Source organism: Cohnella yongneupensis, assembly GCF_042655785.1.
In the GTDB taxonomy this organism is placed as follows: Bacteria; Bacillota; Bacilli; order Paenibacillales; family Paenibacillaceae; genus Cohnella; species Cohnella yongneupensis.
Window position 1 is genome coordinate 79,332 of record NZ_JBHSNC010000036.1, and the last position, 14,783, is coordinate 94,114.

Consider the following 14,783-nt stretch of genomic DNA (forward strand, 5'->3'; position numbering starts at 1 on the left):
CTATCCTAATAATAAACAAGGTGGGAACAGGAAAGATGGCTAATCGTGCCTATAACTTCAATGCCGGTCCGGCGGCGTTACCGCTCGAGGTGCTGAAGCAAGCGCAGGAGCAATTCGTAGAATACGGCAATAGCGGAATGTCCTTGATGGAGATGTCCCATCGCGGACCGATTTACGAGAAGGTTCATTACGAAGCGGATTCGCTTCTTCGCGAGCTGCTCGGCATTCCAAGCGGCTACAAAGTGCTCTTCATCCAAGGCGGAGCAAGCACGCAATTCGCCATGATTCCTATGAACCTACTTACTCCGGGCGCTACGGCAGCTTACGTCTCCACGGGCAGCTGGGCGACGAAAGCGATCCAAGAAGCTCAAATGTTCGGTCAAGTGTCGATCGCGGCTTCCTCCGAAGCGGACAAGTTCATGCGGATTCCGTCGATCGGCGAGTTGAACTACCCTTCCGATGCGGCTTACCTTCACCTTACTTCCAACGAAACGATCGAAGGCACGCAATGGGCGGAATATCCGGATACCGGTTCCGTGCCGCTAGTCGGCGATATGTCCAGCGACATCCTGTGCCGCCCGGTCGACGTTTCCAAATTCGGTCTTATCTACGCGGGCGCTCAGAAGAACCTCGGTCCTTCCGGCGTTACGATCGTTATTATTCGCGAAGATCTCATTCGCAAACCCGAGCTGACCGGCGTGCCGACGATGCTTCGCTACGATACGCATGCCAAAGCCGATTCCTTGTACAACACGCCTCCGACCTTCGCGATCTACATGGTGAACGAAGTGCTCAAATGGGTGAAATCGCAAGGAGGCGCCGAGGCTATGGCGGCGCTGAACGCGGACAAAGCGGGCTTGCTGTACAATTTGATCGACGGTTCGGGCGGTTTCTATCGCGGCTGCGCGATGCCGGGAAGCCGTTCGATCATGAACGTGACGTTCCGCCTCGGTTCGGAAGAGCTAGAGAAGCAGTTCGCCAAAGAATCGGAGCAACAAGGCTTCGTGGGCTTGAAAGGCCACCGCAGCGTAGGCGGCTTGCGCGCTTCCATCTATAACGCGGTGCCGCTCGAGAGCGTTCGGGCGCTGACCGAGTTCATGCAAGATTTCCAACAACGCAACGGCTAATAGAAGACGATGACGCATACTAGCGGTACATTGTACCGCTGTTTGCGTTGTACGGACATTTTCAATTTCGATCGCGCGTACTCAAGTAAGGAGGAAATATCCGATGGCTTTTCACATCGTGCTCGTCAATCCGGAAATTCCCGCTAACACCGGCAATATCGCCCGCACTTGCGCCGCGACCGGCACCCATCTTCACTTGGTGCGGCCGCTGGGCTTCGATACCGACGACCGGACGCTAAAGCGCGCGGGTCTCGATTATTGGTACGCGGTTAACATTACGTATTACGACTCGTTCGAAGAAGTAAAGGCCGCGTTCCCGGAAGGCCGATTTTTCGTCGCGAGCACGAAGGTCGCCAGAACTTACAGCGACTTTGCGTTCAAAGACGGAGACTTGTTCGTGTTCGGCCGGGAAACGAAAGGGCTGCCGCAGGAAATATTGGACGCGCACCCGGAGACGGGCATTCGCATCCCGATGACCGACAAAGTTCGTTCGCTTAATTTGGCGAACTCGGCGGCGATCGTTATATACGAAGCGCTACGCCAAAATGATTTTCCTGTTTGAAAATGGCGAAACACTCAACATATGATCGGTTTTTCGTTCGCTGTCGTGTTCGACAATTATCTGTATATTTAGATTTATTTTGACTATTTTTGCACTATATTAAGTAAATCTTTGTTTAAGCAGGAGATTAAGTACCGATAGGCGAACGGTATAGGATGGAAAAAGTGTTTCAGTATAACTAACTAGATTTGACACTTGAATGGAGGAAATGCTTTGAAACCGGCTGGCGTAGTTCGTAAGGTGGATCAACTGGGACGTATCGTGCTTCCCAAATCTTTGCGTAAAAGGTATCAAATGAACGAAGGGGATCCTGTTGAAATCTTGGTCCAAGGCGATCATATTATTCTTGAACGTTACCGGCCCCGCTGCGTGTTCTGTACCTCGATGGAGAGCGTAGGAGAATTCAAAGAACGTTATGTGTGCGCTTCCTGTCTGAAGGATATGTCCGGGCTGTAAACATAACCGCAAGTAAGAAGCCGTCCTTAGGGACGGTTTTTTGTTGTCGGCGGTCCCAACGAAAAAAGCCGGACGCTCCCATAAGGGAGACATCCGGCTTCGGGGCCAATCGATTAGAGCCCGCTTGTTTTGTCGTCGTTATACGATGCCGTCAGGATTGCGCCGATGAACAGCACCAAGACGAGAATGACGATCCAGAATTGATTGGACATACCGAATAACTTGAAATCCTCTGCTGCTTTGGCAGCCGTCTCCGCAAGAAACATGTCCTACACCTCCACTTAGCTTATTTTATTATAACCAACACCCTCCAAAAAGAAAACGCTAAATGTGTGAACAATTTGCAACTCGCATGCGGCTATGGAACCGAGATGATAAGCATATAAATGTACCAAGACGGCGCAAATGTCTGGGGGAGGGAACGCCTTGAACCAGGTCATTAACTGGATGGGTGGATGGCCCAAGGAAGGTTTAATCACGGGCGCGGATTGGGACGAAAGGTTGGCGCGGGCCGCCACGAAAGCCGCCGAGACCGCCGCGATCAGCGGCATATCGAATCGTTTCGAGGCGCAAGGCGCGCAAAAGCTGCGCGATCAGCTGTCGCAAAGCTTGCTCAAAGGCAAGACCGGGGGAAATAGCCGGCTTCTTACGGTAACGTCCGGCGCGGACGGGGCGCTTGCCTGGATACTGGAGAGGATGGCGAAGCCGGGCGACGTCGTGCTCGTCGAGCGGCTGACGTCGAGATCGGCGCTGCAATCGTTCCGCCGCTCGGGCATGCAGCCGGTGGCTATCGCGGGCGACCGCAACGGCATGGATCCGGAAGCGCTCACGACGGCGTTATACCGCTATCGGCCGAAGCTCGTGTACGTCGGATGGACGTGCACGGACCCCGAAGGAGGAACGTGGAGCGCGGAGCGCAAGCAAGCGGTCCGTTCGAGATGCCAGGAAGCGGGCGTACTGCTCGTCACCGACGACAGGCAGGAGATGCTCGTATACGACGGCGAAGAACCGGACCTTCACCGGCGCGTCGAACCGGGCGTTGTCTCGATCGGCCAATTGCCGCCCGGTTTGATCTCGGGTCTGCGTATCGGCTGGATCGTTGGCGCTACGAAGCTGCTTAGGCTAGATTCGCACGGCGATGTCGCGCATGGCAAAGAGCCGCAAGTGAGCGTCATAGAGCAGCGCGCGCTTTCGGATTTGATCGACGAGCAGCCGCTTGCTCCGCTCATCGATATGTTCAAAGTGCAATGCGACGTAAGAATGAGAAAAATAACGGAGCTGCTCGCGCACAAGCGGCTGCCCGATCTCGCATGGGTAACGCCGAAAGGCGGGTTGCATCTATGGGTTATACTGCCGCCCGGATTGGACGGCGAGACGCTGTTGAAAGGCGCGTGGCTTAAAGGCCTTATCTTTCAGCCGGGAGGACCGTTCTACGCGAAGGATCCGCAAAACAATACGGTAAGGCTCACGTATGCGTTCGCTGACGAAAAGCAGCTCAAGCTAGGCGTTACCCGACTCGCCGAAAGCATCGAAGAGTTCACGGGAAGATGGTCGGTCAATTGATTATTCGTCTTCTCCCTCGGCAATAAACCGGTCGCCGCGTATAACTACTTTCCGCCTCATCAACCGTTCGTCGGGATTGTTCAGGCACGAGCCGCTTTGCGCGTCGAACGTCCAGAAGTGCAGCGGGCAGAACAAGACATCGTTCATGGGGCGAATTTCTCCTCCCGCGTGGGGACATAGGCCGCTAAGCAGCCGATATTCGCCTTCGGCGCAGCGCACAAGCCAATAGGGCGACGATGCTATCGTGATTTCCGCAGGCAAGGAAGGGTATTCTTCAATCGGTCCCAGATCGATCTCTTTCATCATGCCATCCTCCGTTCGCCTCTGCTGCCGCGGCAGCCCATGCATATTTGCTAGTCCATGCCGCGACGACTTCGGCATATTGCTTGAGCGCCTCATAACCCGATGGCGCCAGCTCGTAACGTCCCAGGCCGAGGCGATTGAACCATCCGTAATAATTAGTGCGCAGCATCGGTCCGGCATCCGCGCAGTTCGTCCATTCCCGCACTTGCTTCGGCGCCGACGGACCATGGCGGGCTAACGCCATGGCGCATTGGATCGCGCGCTCGCGGTAGGCGGTGACGAGCTTGCGCTTCGTGCTGCCGCCGACGTTGTAATCTCCGCTTCGCGAGGAGAATTCTTTAATCAGGCGAGCGGCGCCCTTCTTGCGGCCGCCTGCCGCCGCGGCGAGCTCATAGGATTGCTTGGACTCGGCTGCATCCGTCATGGTCTGGACGCGGGTACGCTCGGAAGCGTAAGGCGCTCCTGGCTCGCACCATACTTCGATGACGGGCGATTTGGTTTTGAAGAACGTAACGGTCAGAAACCCGAGCTGCAACCTGCGGCACAGCGTCGTGATATCTCCGAACCGTTGATTGTGCGCGCCCTTCTTCGTACGGTTCCGTTCGACGGCTAGCCATACGGCTGAGCCGGTTTTCTGTCTCTCTATGCCTTGCAACAGCAAGGGGAGCGTGAACGTTTTCTTCATCTCGACGATCGTAGGCTCGGCGTGCTCGGGATGGAGCGCGACTAGATCGCAGTTGCGAACTTCCGCCTTTACCTCGAATCCGCGAAGGACGAAAAACGCTTTGATCGGCGGATAAAGCTCGGTCTCTTGTTTGACGGCCACGGCTGCGCCTCCTCGTATTACGGTCGAACCAGTGTAGATTATCGTCATTATAGCATACGTCGCTTAGGCTAAAGACAAGTCGTTCCCTCGGAATTGATTCCATGTCCTAGCAATGTTAGGTCAAATTCGTCCGGCAACCCGCATAGGTATGTAATACGTTCGGGTGACGAGTAGAGAAAGAGAGCGAGGAGGAAGCGGCATGGACATCTTCAAGCGGATTGCGGAGTATCGGGCCGAGAGTGAGAAGCTAAACTGGTCGGGGACGTTCCGGGATTATATCGCGCTGCTTCGGCGCGATAACACGCCCGCAATGACCGCTCACGCCAGGGTATACGACATGATCGTCTCCCAAGGGGTAGAGGAGAAGGGCGGGAACAAAAGATATAAGTTTTTCGATTCGGAAATTTTCGGTCTAGATCGGACGATGGAGAAGCTCGTGGAGGAATATTTCCATTCCTCGGCGCGCAGGCTCGACGTGCGCAAGCGGATCTTGCTGCTAATGGGTCCGGTGAGCGGAGGGAAGTCGACGATCGTTACGCTGCTCAAAAAAGGGTTGGAGCGCTACTCCCGTACCGATCGCGGAGCCGTGTACGCCATTAAAGGCTGTCCGATGCACGAGGATCCGCTGCATCTCATCCCTTCCGAGCTGAGGGATGACGTCGAGCGAGAGCTTGGCGTCCGGATCGAAGGCAACCTGTGTCCGTCTTGCCAAATGCGGCTGCGCACGGAGTACGATGGCGTGATCGAGCAAGTGGCCGTCGAGCGCGTACTTATCTCGGAGGAAAACCGGGTCGGTATCGGCACGTTCAGTCCGTCCGATCCGAAGTCTCAGGATATCGCCGACTTGACGGGGAGCATCGACTTCTCGACCATTACCGAGTACGGCTCGGAATCCGATCCGCGCGCGTACCGGTTCGACGGGGAGCTCAATAAAGCGAACCGCGGGTTAATGGAATTCCAGGAAATGCTTAAGTGCGACGAGAAGTTTTTGTGGAATTTGTTGTCGCTGACGCAGGAGGGGAATTTCAAAGCCGGCAGGTTCGCGCTCATTAGCGCCGACGAGCTCATCGTGGCGCACACGAACGAATCGGAGTACAAGGCGTTCATCTCGAACAAGAAAAACGAGGCGCTGCAATCGCGGATGATCGTCATGCCGGTGCCTTACAATCTAAGGGTTTCGTCTGAAGAGAAAATTTACGCTAAGCTAATCTCCCAATCGGATATGAAGCATATCCACATCGCTCCTCATGCGCTCAAGGCGGCCGCAATCTTTTCCATCCTGACGAGATTGAAGGAATCGAAGAAGCAGGGCATGGACCTCGTGAAGAAGATGCGCATGTACGACGGTGAAGAGGTCGAGGGCTACAAGGAAGCGGATCTCAAGGAAATGCAGAACGAGTACAGCGACGAGGGCATGTCCGGAATCGATCCGCGCTACGTCATCAACCGGATTTCCAGCGCGCTCATCAAGCACGACATGCCTTGTATTAACGCGCTCGACGTGCTGCGCGCGCTTAAGGACGGCCTAGACCAGCATCCTTCAATTTCAAAGGAGGAGCGGGAAAAATATCTCAACTTCATCTCCGTAGCGCGCAAGGAATACGATAACCTGGCCAAGAAAGAGGTGCAGAAGGCGTTCGTCTACTCGTTCGAGGAGTCGGCGCGTACGTTGTTCGAGAACTATTTGGATAATATCGAGTCGTACTGCAACTGGTCGAAGATAAAGGACCCGCTTACCGGCGAGGAGATGGACCCCGACGAGCGGCTCATGCGGTCGATCGAGGAGCAAATCGGCATTTCGGAGAACGCCAAGAAAGCGTTCCGAGAGGAAATTCTTATCCGGATTTCCGCCTATTCGCGCAAAGGCAAGAAGTTTGACTATAGCACGCACGACCGGCTCCGCGAAGCGATCGAGAAGAAGCTGTTCACCGACTTGAAGGACATCGTGAAAATCACCACTTCGACGAAGACGCCGGACGAGAACCAGCTGAAGCGGATTAACGAAGTGACGAAACGGTTGATCGACGAACACGGCTATTGTCCGGTATGCTCCAACGAGCTGATGAAGTACGTGGGTAGCTTATTGAACCGGTAATAGGGAATGACGATTGTCGTTGTCGGCCCCTGTCTCGATCAGAGACAGGGGTTATTTTGCGCTTCCATATTCTTATATCGGGTACCCGGAATCTTATATAGGATTAGCCATCGCACTTCGGTAAAATAAACCATTATATAACATTACGACTAGGGGGAATGACAGTTGTCGGCAAGCAACAAATTTATATATTCGCCTCCGGCGAACGGGTATCCCGAGTGGAACAATAACCCGGATATTTTCCAGCTGAACCGCATGGAGGCACATGCGACGTTAATGCCTTACCGCTCGATCGCGCAAGCATTGCAAGGGGATCGGGAGGCTTCGGAATGGTTCCGGTCCCTGAACGGCAACTGGCGGTTCCATTGGTCGGACAATCCCTCGAATCGGATCGAGGCGTTCTACGCATCGGATTTCGACGACGCTGCTTGGGCAACGATACCTGTGCCATCTCATTGGCAACTGCAAGGCTATGATTACCCGCAATATACGAATATCAGATATCCATGGAGTGAATCGGAGGACATCAAGCCGCCGTTCGCGCCTACGAAATACAATCCGGTCGGGCAATATACGCGCACGTTCGAGGTGCCGGCGGAGTGGCGGGATCAGCCGGTGTTCATCAGCTTTCAAGGGGTCGAGGCCGCTTTTTACGTATGGTTAAACGGGGATCTCGTCGGGTATAGCGAAGATACGTTTACGCCGGCGGAATTCGATTTGACGCCGTACTTGAAGGACGGGGAGAACCGGCTCGCGGTGGAAGTGTATCGATGGTGCGATGCGAGCTGGCTGGAGGATCAGGATTTCTGGCGGCTTAGCGGCATCTTCCGCGACGTCTATTTGTACGCGACGCCGAACGTGCACATCTACGATTTTCACGCTCATGCGGATTTGGACGAGAAGTACGAGTATGGAAAGTTGAACGTGGATGCTCGAATCGTTCAATACGGCTCGCCGGGGGCAGCTTCGGCATGGCTCGAAACCATGCTCTACGATAACGAAGGTAATCCTGTGGGGAAGACTCCGAATCGCGAAGCGATTGCTCTTGGCGGCGATGGGCAAGCGGACATTCGGATTCGTTCGTCGATGGACGTCGACCGTCCGCGTAAATGGAGCGCGGAAACCCCGGAGTTGTACACCCTCGTGCTTAGTTTGGTCGGAGAGGACGGCAGCTTAATCGAGGCGCTTAGCTGCAAGGTCGGTTTTCGCCGCTTCGAGCTTAAGGACGGTCTGATGACCATTAACGGCGAACGCATTTTGTTCAAGGGCGTTAACCGCCACGAGTTCGATTGCGACCTAGGACGCGCGGTCGACCGCGATGCCATGGTGAAGGACATCGTGCTGATGAAGCGTTATAACATTAACGCCGTCCGTACATCCCATTATCCGAATCATCCGCTCTGGTACGAGCTGTGCGATGAATACGGCTTGTACGTCATCGACGAGACGAACCTCGAGACGCACGGTCTGTGGCGGTACGGCCAGAAGGGGCTGGAGGATACGGTTCCAGGCAGCAGGCCGGAATGGCGCGATAACGTGCTAGACCGATGCAACTCGATGATGCAACGGGACAAAAATCACCCGTCGATCGTGCTTTGGTCGCTTGGCAACGAATCGTTCGGCGGCGATAACTTTATTGCGATGCACGACTTTTTGAGAGAGAACGATCCTTCCCGGCTTGTGCATTACGAAGGGGTATTCAATTATCGTCTTTCGGAAGCGGCATCGGATGTCGAGAGCACGATGTATGCCAAACCGCACGAAGTCGAGCAATACGCGCTCAATAATCCGGCTAAGCCATATATTCTGTGCGAATACTCCCATGCGATGGGCAACTCGTCGGGTAATCTGTCGAAGTATACGGACTTGTTCGACCGGTATCCCGTGTTGCAGGGCGGATTTATATGGGATTGGAAAGATCAATCGCTCCGGACGACGAACGAAGACGGGATTACCTACATGGCTTACGGCGGGGATTTCGGAGAATCGCCGCACGACGGGAATTTCTCGGGAAACGGGATTATTTTCGCGGACGGGAATATCTCGCCGAAAATTCACGAGGTGAAGAAGTGCTACCAGAACGTCCGATTTAAAGCGGCGAACGTAGCGGATGGCGAAATCGAGGTGACGAATCGGTTCTTATTCGATCGGCTGGACGGCTATGCGTTCGTATGGCAAGTCGACGTTGCAGGAGTTCAAGTGGCCGAAGGCGTTCTCGCCGAGCTTGAAGTGGCCCCGGGAGAAACCCGCTCGGTAAAATTGCCAATCGGCGAGGTGTTGTCTCGTTGCTCGGAGGGCAGCGAAGCGGTGCTGACGGTGGGCTATCGTCTTAAAACCGCTACAAGATGGGCGGATGCCGGCCATGAGATCGCTTGGGAGCAATTTATTGTCAGAGCCGCAGCGGAGAGACGGATGGAGGGGACGAGCGCGGGCAGTGCGTTGACAGTTGCCGAGCATGGCTCGAGAGTCGTCGTAAGCAACGCGACGTTCGAAGCCGCGTTCGATACAAGCTCCGGGGAAATCGTCTCCTACCGGTATCAAGGCGCGGATTTGCTTGCCGAAGGACCCGCGCCGAATTTCTGGCGGGCGATGACCGACAACGATCTGGGCAGCAAGCTGCCGCACCGTAGCGGCACCTGGCGGAATGCCGGGCGCGAACGCGCTTTGCGCTCCCTGAAGGTAGGAGGAGAAGGCACGGATGAAGTAACCGTCATAACGACGTTCGACCTGCCGACGTCGGTGACGTCACAGGTCGAAGTGTTGTACGCGATCTACGGCAATGGCTTAATCGATGTCCGTATGACGTTGTCACCGGGGAACTCGCTGCCGGAAATTCCCGAAGTCGGCATGATGCTGGCGCTCCCCGCATCGTACGGTCGACTGACCTGGTACGGCAAAGGACCTCACGAGAATTACTGGGATCGCGCGGATGGGGCTAAGCTTGGCATTTACGAAGGAACGGTAGCCGAGCAGTTCACGCCTTACCTGCGACCGCAGGAGTGCGGGAATAAGACGGAAGTCAGATGGCTAACGTTAACGGATCCAAGCGGCATCGGACTGCGCATTGTCGGTGCGCCGACGCTGGAGGCGAACGCGCTCGCTTATTCCCCCTCGGATCTCGAAGCTCACGATCATCCCTACAAGCTGCCGCCGAGCGATCGGGTGTATGTGCGCCTGAACTACAAACAGATGGGCGTCGGAGGTGACGACAGCTGGGGGGCTAAGACGCATCCGGAATATACGTTATTCGCTAACCGGGTCTATACGTACAGCTATTCGATGCAAGGGATATCATCTACTTAGTACGTTTCTTCATTAACGAATTATCGACCTAAATCGCCGCTGAGCTTGTTTAATAACGTATTATTGCCGTCATCCTGGGTTAATTCCCAGACCATCGCTCCGCCAAGGCCGCGTGCTTTCAAGTAGTCTGTTTTGTAACCGATCGATTCGGCATCTTCGTAAGAGACGAAGGTGCCGGTCGTTTTTTTGTACAGATAAGGCGCTTTCGCTTCGCTGTTCCAATAACGGACGAAGCCATTGCCGTTAATCCAGCCTTGTTGTTTCAAGTCGTCGTAGCCGTACATTTTGCGGGTCGGCCCGTCGCAAGCTTGGTAAAGCCCGTTGTTGGTCGCATCGCAGGAAGTCCAGCTCCGGCCATAGAACGGAATGCCGAGCACAAGCTTCTTGGCGGGAACTCCCGCTTTCACATATAGATCGATGACGGCGTTAATATTGTCTGTGGCTTGCTGGCCGCGAGGGCTTTTGCTATCCGCGTAAAGCGAAGCGAGAAGACCGCTTGCGTGGTCCCAATCGCCATGAAAATCATAGGTCATGAGGTTCATCCAGTCTACGATTCCGGACAAGGCAGCCAGCTCTACGTTGTTGACATAGGAAGGAAAAGCTCCGGCTGCGATCGTGAGTAAATAGCCGCGCCCGTCGAGCTTCTCCGCGGAGTCGAGCTGTTTGCGAATTTCCTGTAGCAACAGCGTAAAGTTATGCTTATCATCCGGCCGCATCGTATTCGTCGACATGCCGTCCGCCACCGGAAACTCCCAGTCGAGATCGACGCCGTCGAAGCCGTATTTCCGAATGAATGCAACGGCGCTTGCGGCGAATTTCGATCTAGCGGATGCGGAATAGGAGGCATCCGAAAAGCCTCCAGACCATCCCCAGCCCCCGACGCTAATGAGCGTGCGAAGGTTCGGATTGGCGATTTTCGCGTTTTTCAATTGTTTGAAGTTCTCAACATCTGTCGCGGGATCTCCCAATACGACTTGGCCGCCGGATACGTTCGCGAAGGCGTAGTTAAGATGGGAGAGCTTTGATACCTGTTGCTCGGTTAGGGGATGCTTCAAGGAAAGCCCCCAAGAAGGATAATAACCGACAATCTTGTATGGACTCTCCGCGGGAATGCTTGGTTTTTGCCCGTTTCCCGTAAGCGCGACCGTGTTCCGGGCTTGGTCCCATGCGACGGTATAGCCTAATAGCTGTGCGATCGCGCGAAGCGGCAGGAATAACGTAGCCCCGTCCTTAAGCGGCGCGGGCGAGATCGTTGCCGGCTTGCCGTTGACGGTAGCCGAGGTGCGGTCAACCTCTAGAACGATCGTAGTGTCCGATTTGGTTAAACTAAGCCGAGTCCGATCGAGCCAATCGATGCGGAAACCAAGCGTCTCCGCCACGGGACGCGCTTGCACGTACGTCGTGCCGTTTCTAATGAACGGGTTTACGGCGAAAGCGATTCGTTGTCCGTTATAAGTGATTTGAAGAGGACTGGCCGCATGACCGACAGGAAGAGGCATCGAACAGAGCGATACGGTTATGATTAATAACATAAGGAATGCTCTTGCGGCTGCTTTGTTCAATGAGGTCTCTCCTTCGGGAAAACGAAGCTAGGCATGTGCATGCGAAGCTTCGATTCTACTAAGTCGTTACTTTACTTAGTTTCAGGGAGAGAGAGAATAGTGTAAAGGCTTACATAATGGTATCGGAGGGAATAAGAGGTTAAGAGGCCGCTTGTTCGCGGTAGGGTAACTCTATCTTGAAGGTCGTCGTTTGCGTATCGGCGTCGGATCGAATATCGAGGTTCCCTTTGTAATGATGAACTCTATCTTGAACGATAGCCAATCCAAGTCCCGAGTGTCCCTCGCCTTTGGTAGAGAAACCATGCTGGAACATGCGAGATTTGACTTCAGGGTCGAGCGGGTGACCGCTGTTGGCGACTTCTAGAGCTATGATGTTGTTAACGGTTTGGATCGTAACGCATACCGTCCTTAGTTCTGTCGGTAACCGCATCGTCTCGTCGAATGCGTTGTCAACTAGATTGCCGAGAATCTTGATAAGATCGATCATCGCGATCGAGGACTCTTGGACATTCCACGCTATCGGAAGTTCGCACGTAAAGGAGATACCAAGGCCGAGCGCCACCGTCGTCTTCGCTTGAGCGAATGCGGCTAACGCAGGTGAGGCATGGTTAATAATGTCGCTGACTTCGCGCGTCTCTTGTACGAGCGTCGCGGTATAAGCCTGCAACTGGTCTAACTTGCCCATTTGAGCCATCGTATGAATGACCTGGACGTGGTTGAGGAAGTCGTGACGTTGACCGCGTACGGAAGTGAACATGTTATGGATGTCGTCCACGTAAATCGCTTGCGTCGTTCGAACCGCATCCGCTCTGGCAATCGTCAGCATGCGCAGCATGAAGACGACGCCCGCAAGGCTGACGGCAAACGTAAGATAAATGAGAACGGTCAAGATCAGCGACTTATCGGAATCGACTCCATATTGAATGGAGAACATCGACCCAAGAATGACGAATTGGATCAAAATTAAAGTAAGGACTTTTACTAGACTTCTATTCTCTTTAATATTTACTGCGATTTGTTTTAACGGATAGTCGGACATCTTCCTGCGAACGAACCAAGATGCGATTGCGATAAGGAGTAATTGGGGGTACAAGATCGATACGAGATCGGGCAGATGCTCGCGTCTTAACGAATCAAGATCCGTAATGTCCATATTGATCGCGATAACGGAAATAATCGCATCCATTATGATGCTAAATACGATCGAGGCAGAGAATACGGCTATTTTTTTGCCCAATCCCAGTTCCTTAAACAGCAGGAATATTAGCGTGGCTAAAGCGAACAGCGTATTAGCCAATTGTAGGTAGACAGGGATATACAAAATAAACATATCCGTGTAGACCGAATGAATAATAGCCAAAATCAAGACTCGTTTAAATAGCTTGTCAGGCTGAGGCCGCAAGAACGAGAAAACGAAGAGCCAATTAATAAAAGCTTGCGGAATCGAAACTATTAAATCCAGTTTAATCGTATCGTGTATAGTATCCATCGTCAGCGGGTCCCCTTAGTCTGTTAACCTGCAATAGGTTCAAGATGAGGTAACGTAACACGGAAAGTCGTCTTTCTCTCATCCTTGTTCGAATCTACGTCAATGTTACCTTGATAATGGCTTACTCTCTCTCTAACGATGGCTAATCCAAGTCCAGAGTGTCCTTCGCCCTTGGTCGAGTAGCCGTGTTGGAACATGCGATCTCTGACTTCAGGGGTCATTGGATGGCCGCTGTTAGCGACTTCAAGCGAAATAACGTCGTTAAAAGTCTTAATAGAAACGTGTACCATTCTTTGTTCGATCGGCAACCGCATCGTCTCGTCGAAGGCGTTGTCGACTAGATTGCCGAGGATCTTGATAAGATCGATCATCGCAATGGCGGATTCTTGGACATTCCACACGGTAGGGAGTTCACATTTAAAAGCAATGCCGAGGCCGAGCGCTACCGTCGTCTTTGCCTGGGCAAATGCGGCTAATGCAGGCGAGGCGTGGTTAATGATTTCGCTTACCTCGCGGGTTTCTTGGACTAATGTTGAGGTGTAGGCTTGCAACTGGTCAAACTTACCCATTTGGGCCATCGAATGTATGACTTGCACATGATTCAGGAAGTCGTGGCGCTGGCCGCGAATGGAAGTGAACATGTTATTGATGTCGTCGACATAAATCGCCTGCGTCGAACGTATGGCGTCAGCGCGAGTTAGCGTCAGCATGCGGAGCATGAAGACAAGCGCAGCCAGGCTGATGACCATTGTGAAGTAGATTAGAATAGTCAAAATATGTCCGCCCGCTTCGGAGGCGAATTTCAACGTTTCCATCACGCCTAAAGTAAAGAATTGAACTAGGACAAGCGCGATCACCTTGAGGAGTGCTCGCTTTTCTGCGATGTTGACGGTCAATAATTTTATGGAGCTAAAGGTAACTCTTTTGCGTATAGACCAAGCCGCGATCAAAATGAGGATCAATTGAGGATAAATAATAGAAACGAGAGTGAAAAGATGTTCGCGTCTTAACGAATTTAAGTCCTCAATTCCGTTAGCAATCGCGATACCGGACGATATCATGTCCATGGCAATGCCGAATAAGACTCCGCCAACGAACAGGAATATTTTTTTGCGAAGCGGCAGCTCTTTGAATAATAAAAAAATAAGCACGACCATCGCGAACAGCGTGTTGATAAGCTGAAGATAGGTCGGAATATATAGGATTAAAAGATCGGTATAAACGGAGTGCACTACGGTCAATATCAAAATTCTAGCGATAAGTTTATTCGGTTGCGGACGCAAGAGAGAAAATACGAACAGCCAGGTAATGAACGTTTGCGGCAATGAGACTAGTACGTGAAGCTGTAAGGCATCAAGTAAAGTATCCATGTATGATTCGTCCCCTTAAGATGCTTTTCCGATTTCCGAAAAATAAACGACTAACAAGAACGATATGGTATTGAAAACGCTTCGAATTGGAGTAGAGTACTACTATAGAGTTAAAAATTTCCGGGAA

General features: G+C 53.0%; 12 protein-coding genes. 6 read left to right on the top strand and 6 right to left on the bottom strand.

Annotated features, from left to right (window positions below; all coding sequences use genetic code 11):
- Positions 1 to 35 precede the first annotated feature (35 nt).
- The 3 genes from serC (at position 36) to ACFPQ4_RS11920 (ending at position 2,145) form a co-directional block, all read left to right on the top strand.
- Positions 36 to 1,127: a 3-phosphoserine/phosphohydroxythreonine transaminase gene (serC, locus tag ACFPQ4_RS11910; RefSeq protein ID WP_378112068.1), complete on the top strand. Its 1,092-nt coding sequence runs from the start codon at positions 36 to 38 to the stop codon at positions 1,125 to 1,127.
- Positions 1,128 to 1,230: 103 nt separating this feature from the next.
- Positions 1,231 to 1,689 (top strand): tRNA (uridine(34)/cytosine(34)/5-carboxymethylaminomethyluridine(34)-2'-O)-methyltransferase TrmL, encoded by a 459-nt coding sequence (trmL, locus tag ACFPQ4_RS11915; protein WP_378112069.1) that lies wholly within the window; start codon positions 1,231 to 1,233, stop codon positions 1,687 to 1,689.
- 213 nt (positions 1,690 to 1,902) lie between these two features.
- A complete protein-coding gene (locus ACFPQ4_RS11920; RefSeq protein WP_378112071.1) occupies positions 1,903 to 2,145 on the top strand; it encodes an AbrB/MazE/SpoVT family DNA-binding domain-containing protein in 243 nt (80 codons plus the stop codon).
- Between the two features lie 113 nt (positions 2,146 to 2,258).
- Here ACFPQ4_RS11920 and ACFPQ4_RS11925 read toward each other — a convergent pair whose 3' ends face one another.
- The gene (locus tag ACFPQ4_RS11925; protein ID WP_378112072.1) at positions 2,259 to 2,411 is read right to left on the bottom strand and encodes a hypothetical protein; all 153 of its coding nucleotides are present in this window, start codon (positions 2,409 to 2,411) and stop codon (positions 2,259 to 2,261) included.
- A 160-nt stretch (positions 2,412 to 2,571) separates the two neighbouring features.
- Between ACFPQ4_RS11925 and ACFPQ4_RS11930 the strand changes: the two genes are divergently transcribed.
- Entirely contained in the window at positions 2,572 to 3,708 is a 1,137-nt protein-coding gene (locus ACFPQ4_RS11930) for an aminotransferase class I/II-fold pyridoxal phosphate-dependent enzyme (protein WP_378112073.1), read from the top strand.
- On the opposite strand, the gene ACFPQ4_RS11935 is transcribed toward ACFPQ4_RS11930, so the two are convergent.
- Positions 3,709 to 4,014, bottom strand: coding sequence for a Rieske (2Fe-2S) protein (locus ACFPQ4_RS11935; RefSeq protein ID WP_378112074.1), 306 nt, complete (start codon positions 4,012 to 4,014; stop codon positions 3,709 to 3,711).
- Complete coding sequence (locus tag ACFPQ4_RS11940; protein WP_378112075.1) at positions 3,983 to 4,837, bottom strand: DUF2161 domain-containing phosphodiesterase; 855 nt, start codon at positions 4,835 to 4,837, stop codon at positions 3,983 to 3,985. Before ACFPQ4_RS11940 ends, ACFPQ4_RS11935 begins: the two co-directional genes overlap by 32 nt.
- 199 nt (positions 4,838 to 5,036) lie before the next feature.
- Here ACFPQ4_RS11940 and ACFPQ4_RS11945 point away from each other — a divergent pair, with 199 nt between their 5' ends.
- Entirely contained in the window at positions 5,037 to 6,932 is a 1,896-nt protein-coding gene (locus ACFPQ4_RS11945) for a PrkA family serine protein kinase (RefSeq protein ID WP_378112076.1), read from the top strand.
- A gap of 165 nt (positions 6,933 to 7,097) precedes the next feature.
- Positions 7,098 to 10,235 (top strand): beta-galactosidase, LacZ type, encoded by a 3,138-nt coding sequence (gene lacZ, locus ACFPQ4_RS11950; RefSeq protein ID WP_378112077.1) that lies wholly within the window; start codon positions 7,098 to 7,100, stop codon positions 10,233 to 10,235.
- 20 nt (positions 10,236 to 10,255) lie between these two features.
- Here lacZ and ACFPQ4_RS11955 read toward each other — a convergent pair whose 3' ends face one another.
- The 3 genes from ACFPQ4_RS11955 to ACFPQ4_RS11965 all read right to left on the bottom strand — a co-directional run bounded on the left by ACFPQ4_RS11955 (position 10,256) and on the right by ACFPQ4_RS11965 (position 14,656).
- Positions 10,256 to 11,797 (bottom strand): glycosyl hydrolase family 18 protein, encoded by a 1,542-nt coding sequence (locus tag ACFPQ4_RS11955; RefSeq protein ID WP_378112078.1) that lies wholly within the window; start codon positions 11,795 to 11,797, stop codon positions 10,256 to 10,258.
- Between the two features lie 139 nt (positions 11,798 to 11,936).
- Positions 11,937 to 13,157: a sensor histidine kinase gene (locus ACFPQ4_RS11960; RefSeq protein WP_378112079.1), complete on the bottom strand. Its 1,221-nt coding sequence runs from the start codon at positions 13,155 to 13,157 to the stop codon at positions 11,937 to 11,939.
- 152 nt (positions 13,158 to 13,309) lie between these two features.
- The gene (locus ACFPQ4_RS11965) at positions 13,310 to 14,656 is read right to left on the bottom strand and encodes a sensor histidine kinase (protein WP_378112080.1); all 1,347 of its coding nucleotides are present in this window, start codon (positions 14,654 to 14,656) and stop codon (positions 13,310 to 13,312) included.
- Between the last annotated feature and the right edge of the window lie 127 nt (positions 14,657 to 14,783).

Coding starts and splice junctions, on each gene's coding strand:
- ACFPQ4_RS11925 (WP_378112072.1), bottom strand. CDS start 2,411: ATGTTTCTTGCGGAGACGGCTGCCAAAGCAGCAGAGGATTTCAAGTTA.
- ACFPQ4_RS11965 (WP_378112080.1), bottom strand. CDS start 14,656: ATGGATACTTTACTTGATGCCTTACAGCTTCACGTACTAGTCTCATTG.
- serC (WP_378112068.1), top strand. CDS start 36: ATGGCTAATCGTGCCTATAACTTCAATGCCGGTCCGGCGGCGTTACCG.
- ACFPQ4_RS11935 (WP_378112074.1), bottom strand. CDS start 4,014: ATGATGAAAGAGATCGATCTGGGACCGATTGAAGAATACCCTTCCTTG.
- ACFPQ4_RS11945 (WP_378112076.1), top strand. CDS start 5,037: ATGGACATCTTCAAGCGGATTGCGGAGTATCGGGCCGAGAGTGAGAAG.
- trmL (WP_378112069.1), top strand. CDS start 1,231: ATGGCTTTTCACATCGTGCTCGTCAATCCGGAAATTCCCGCTAACACC.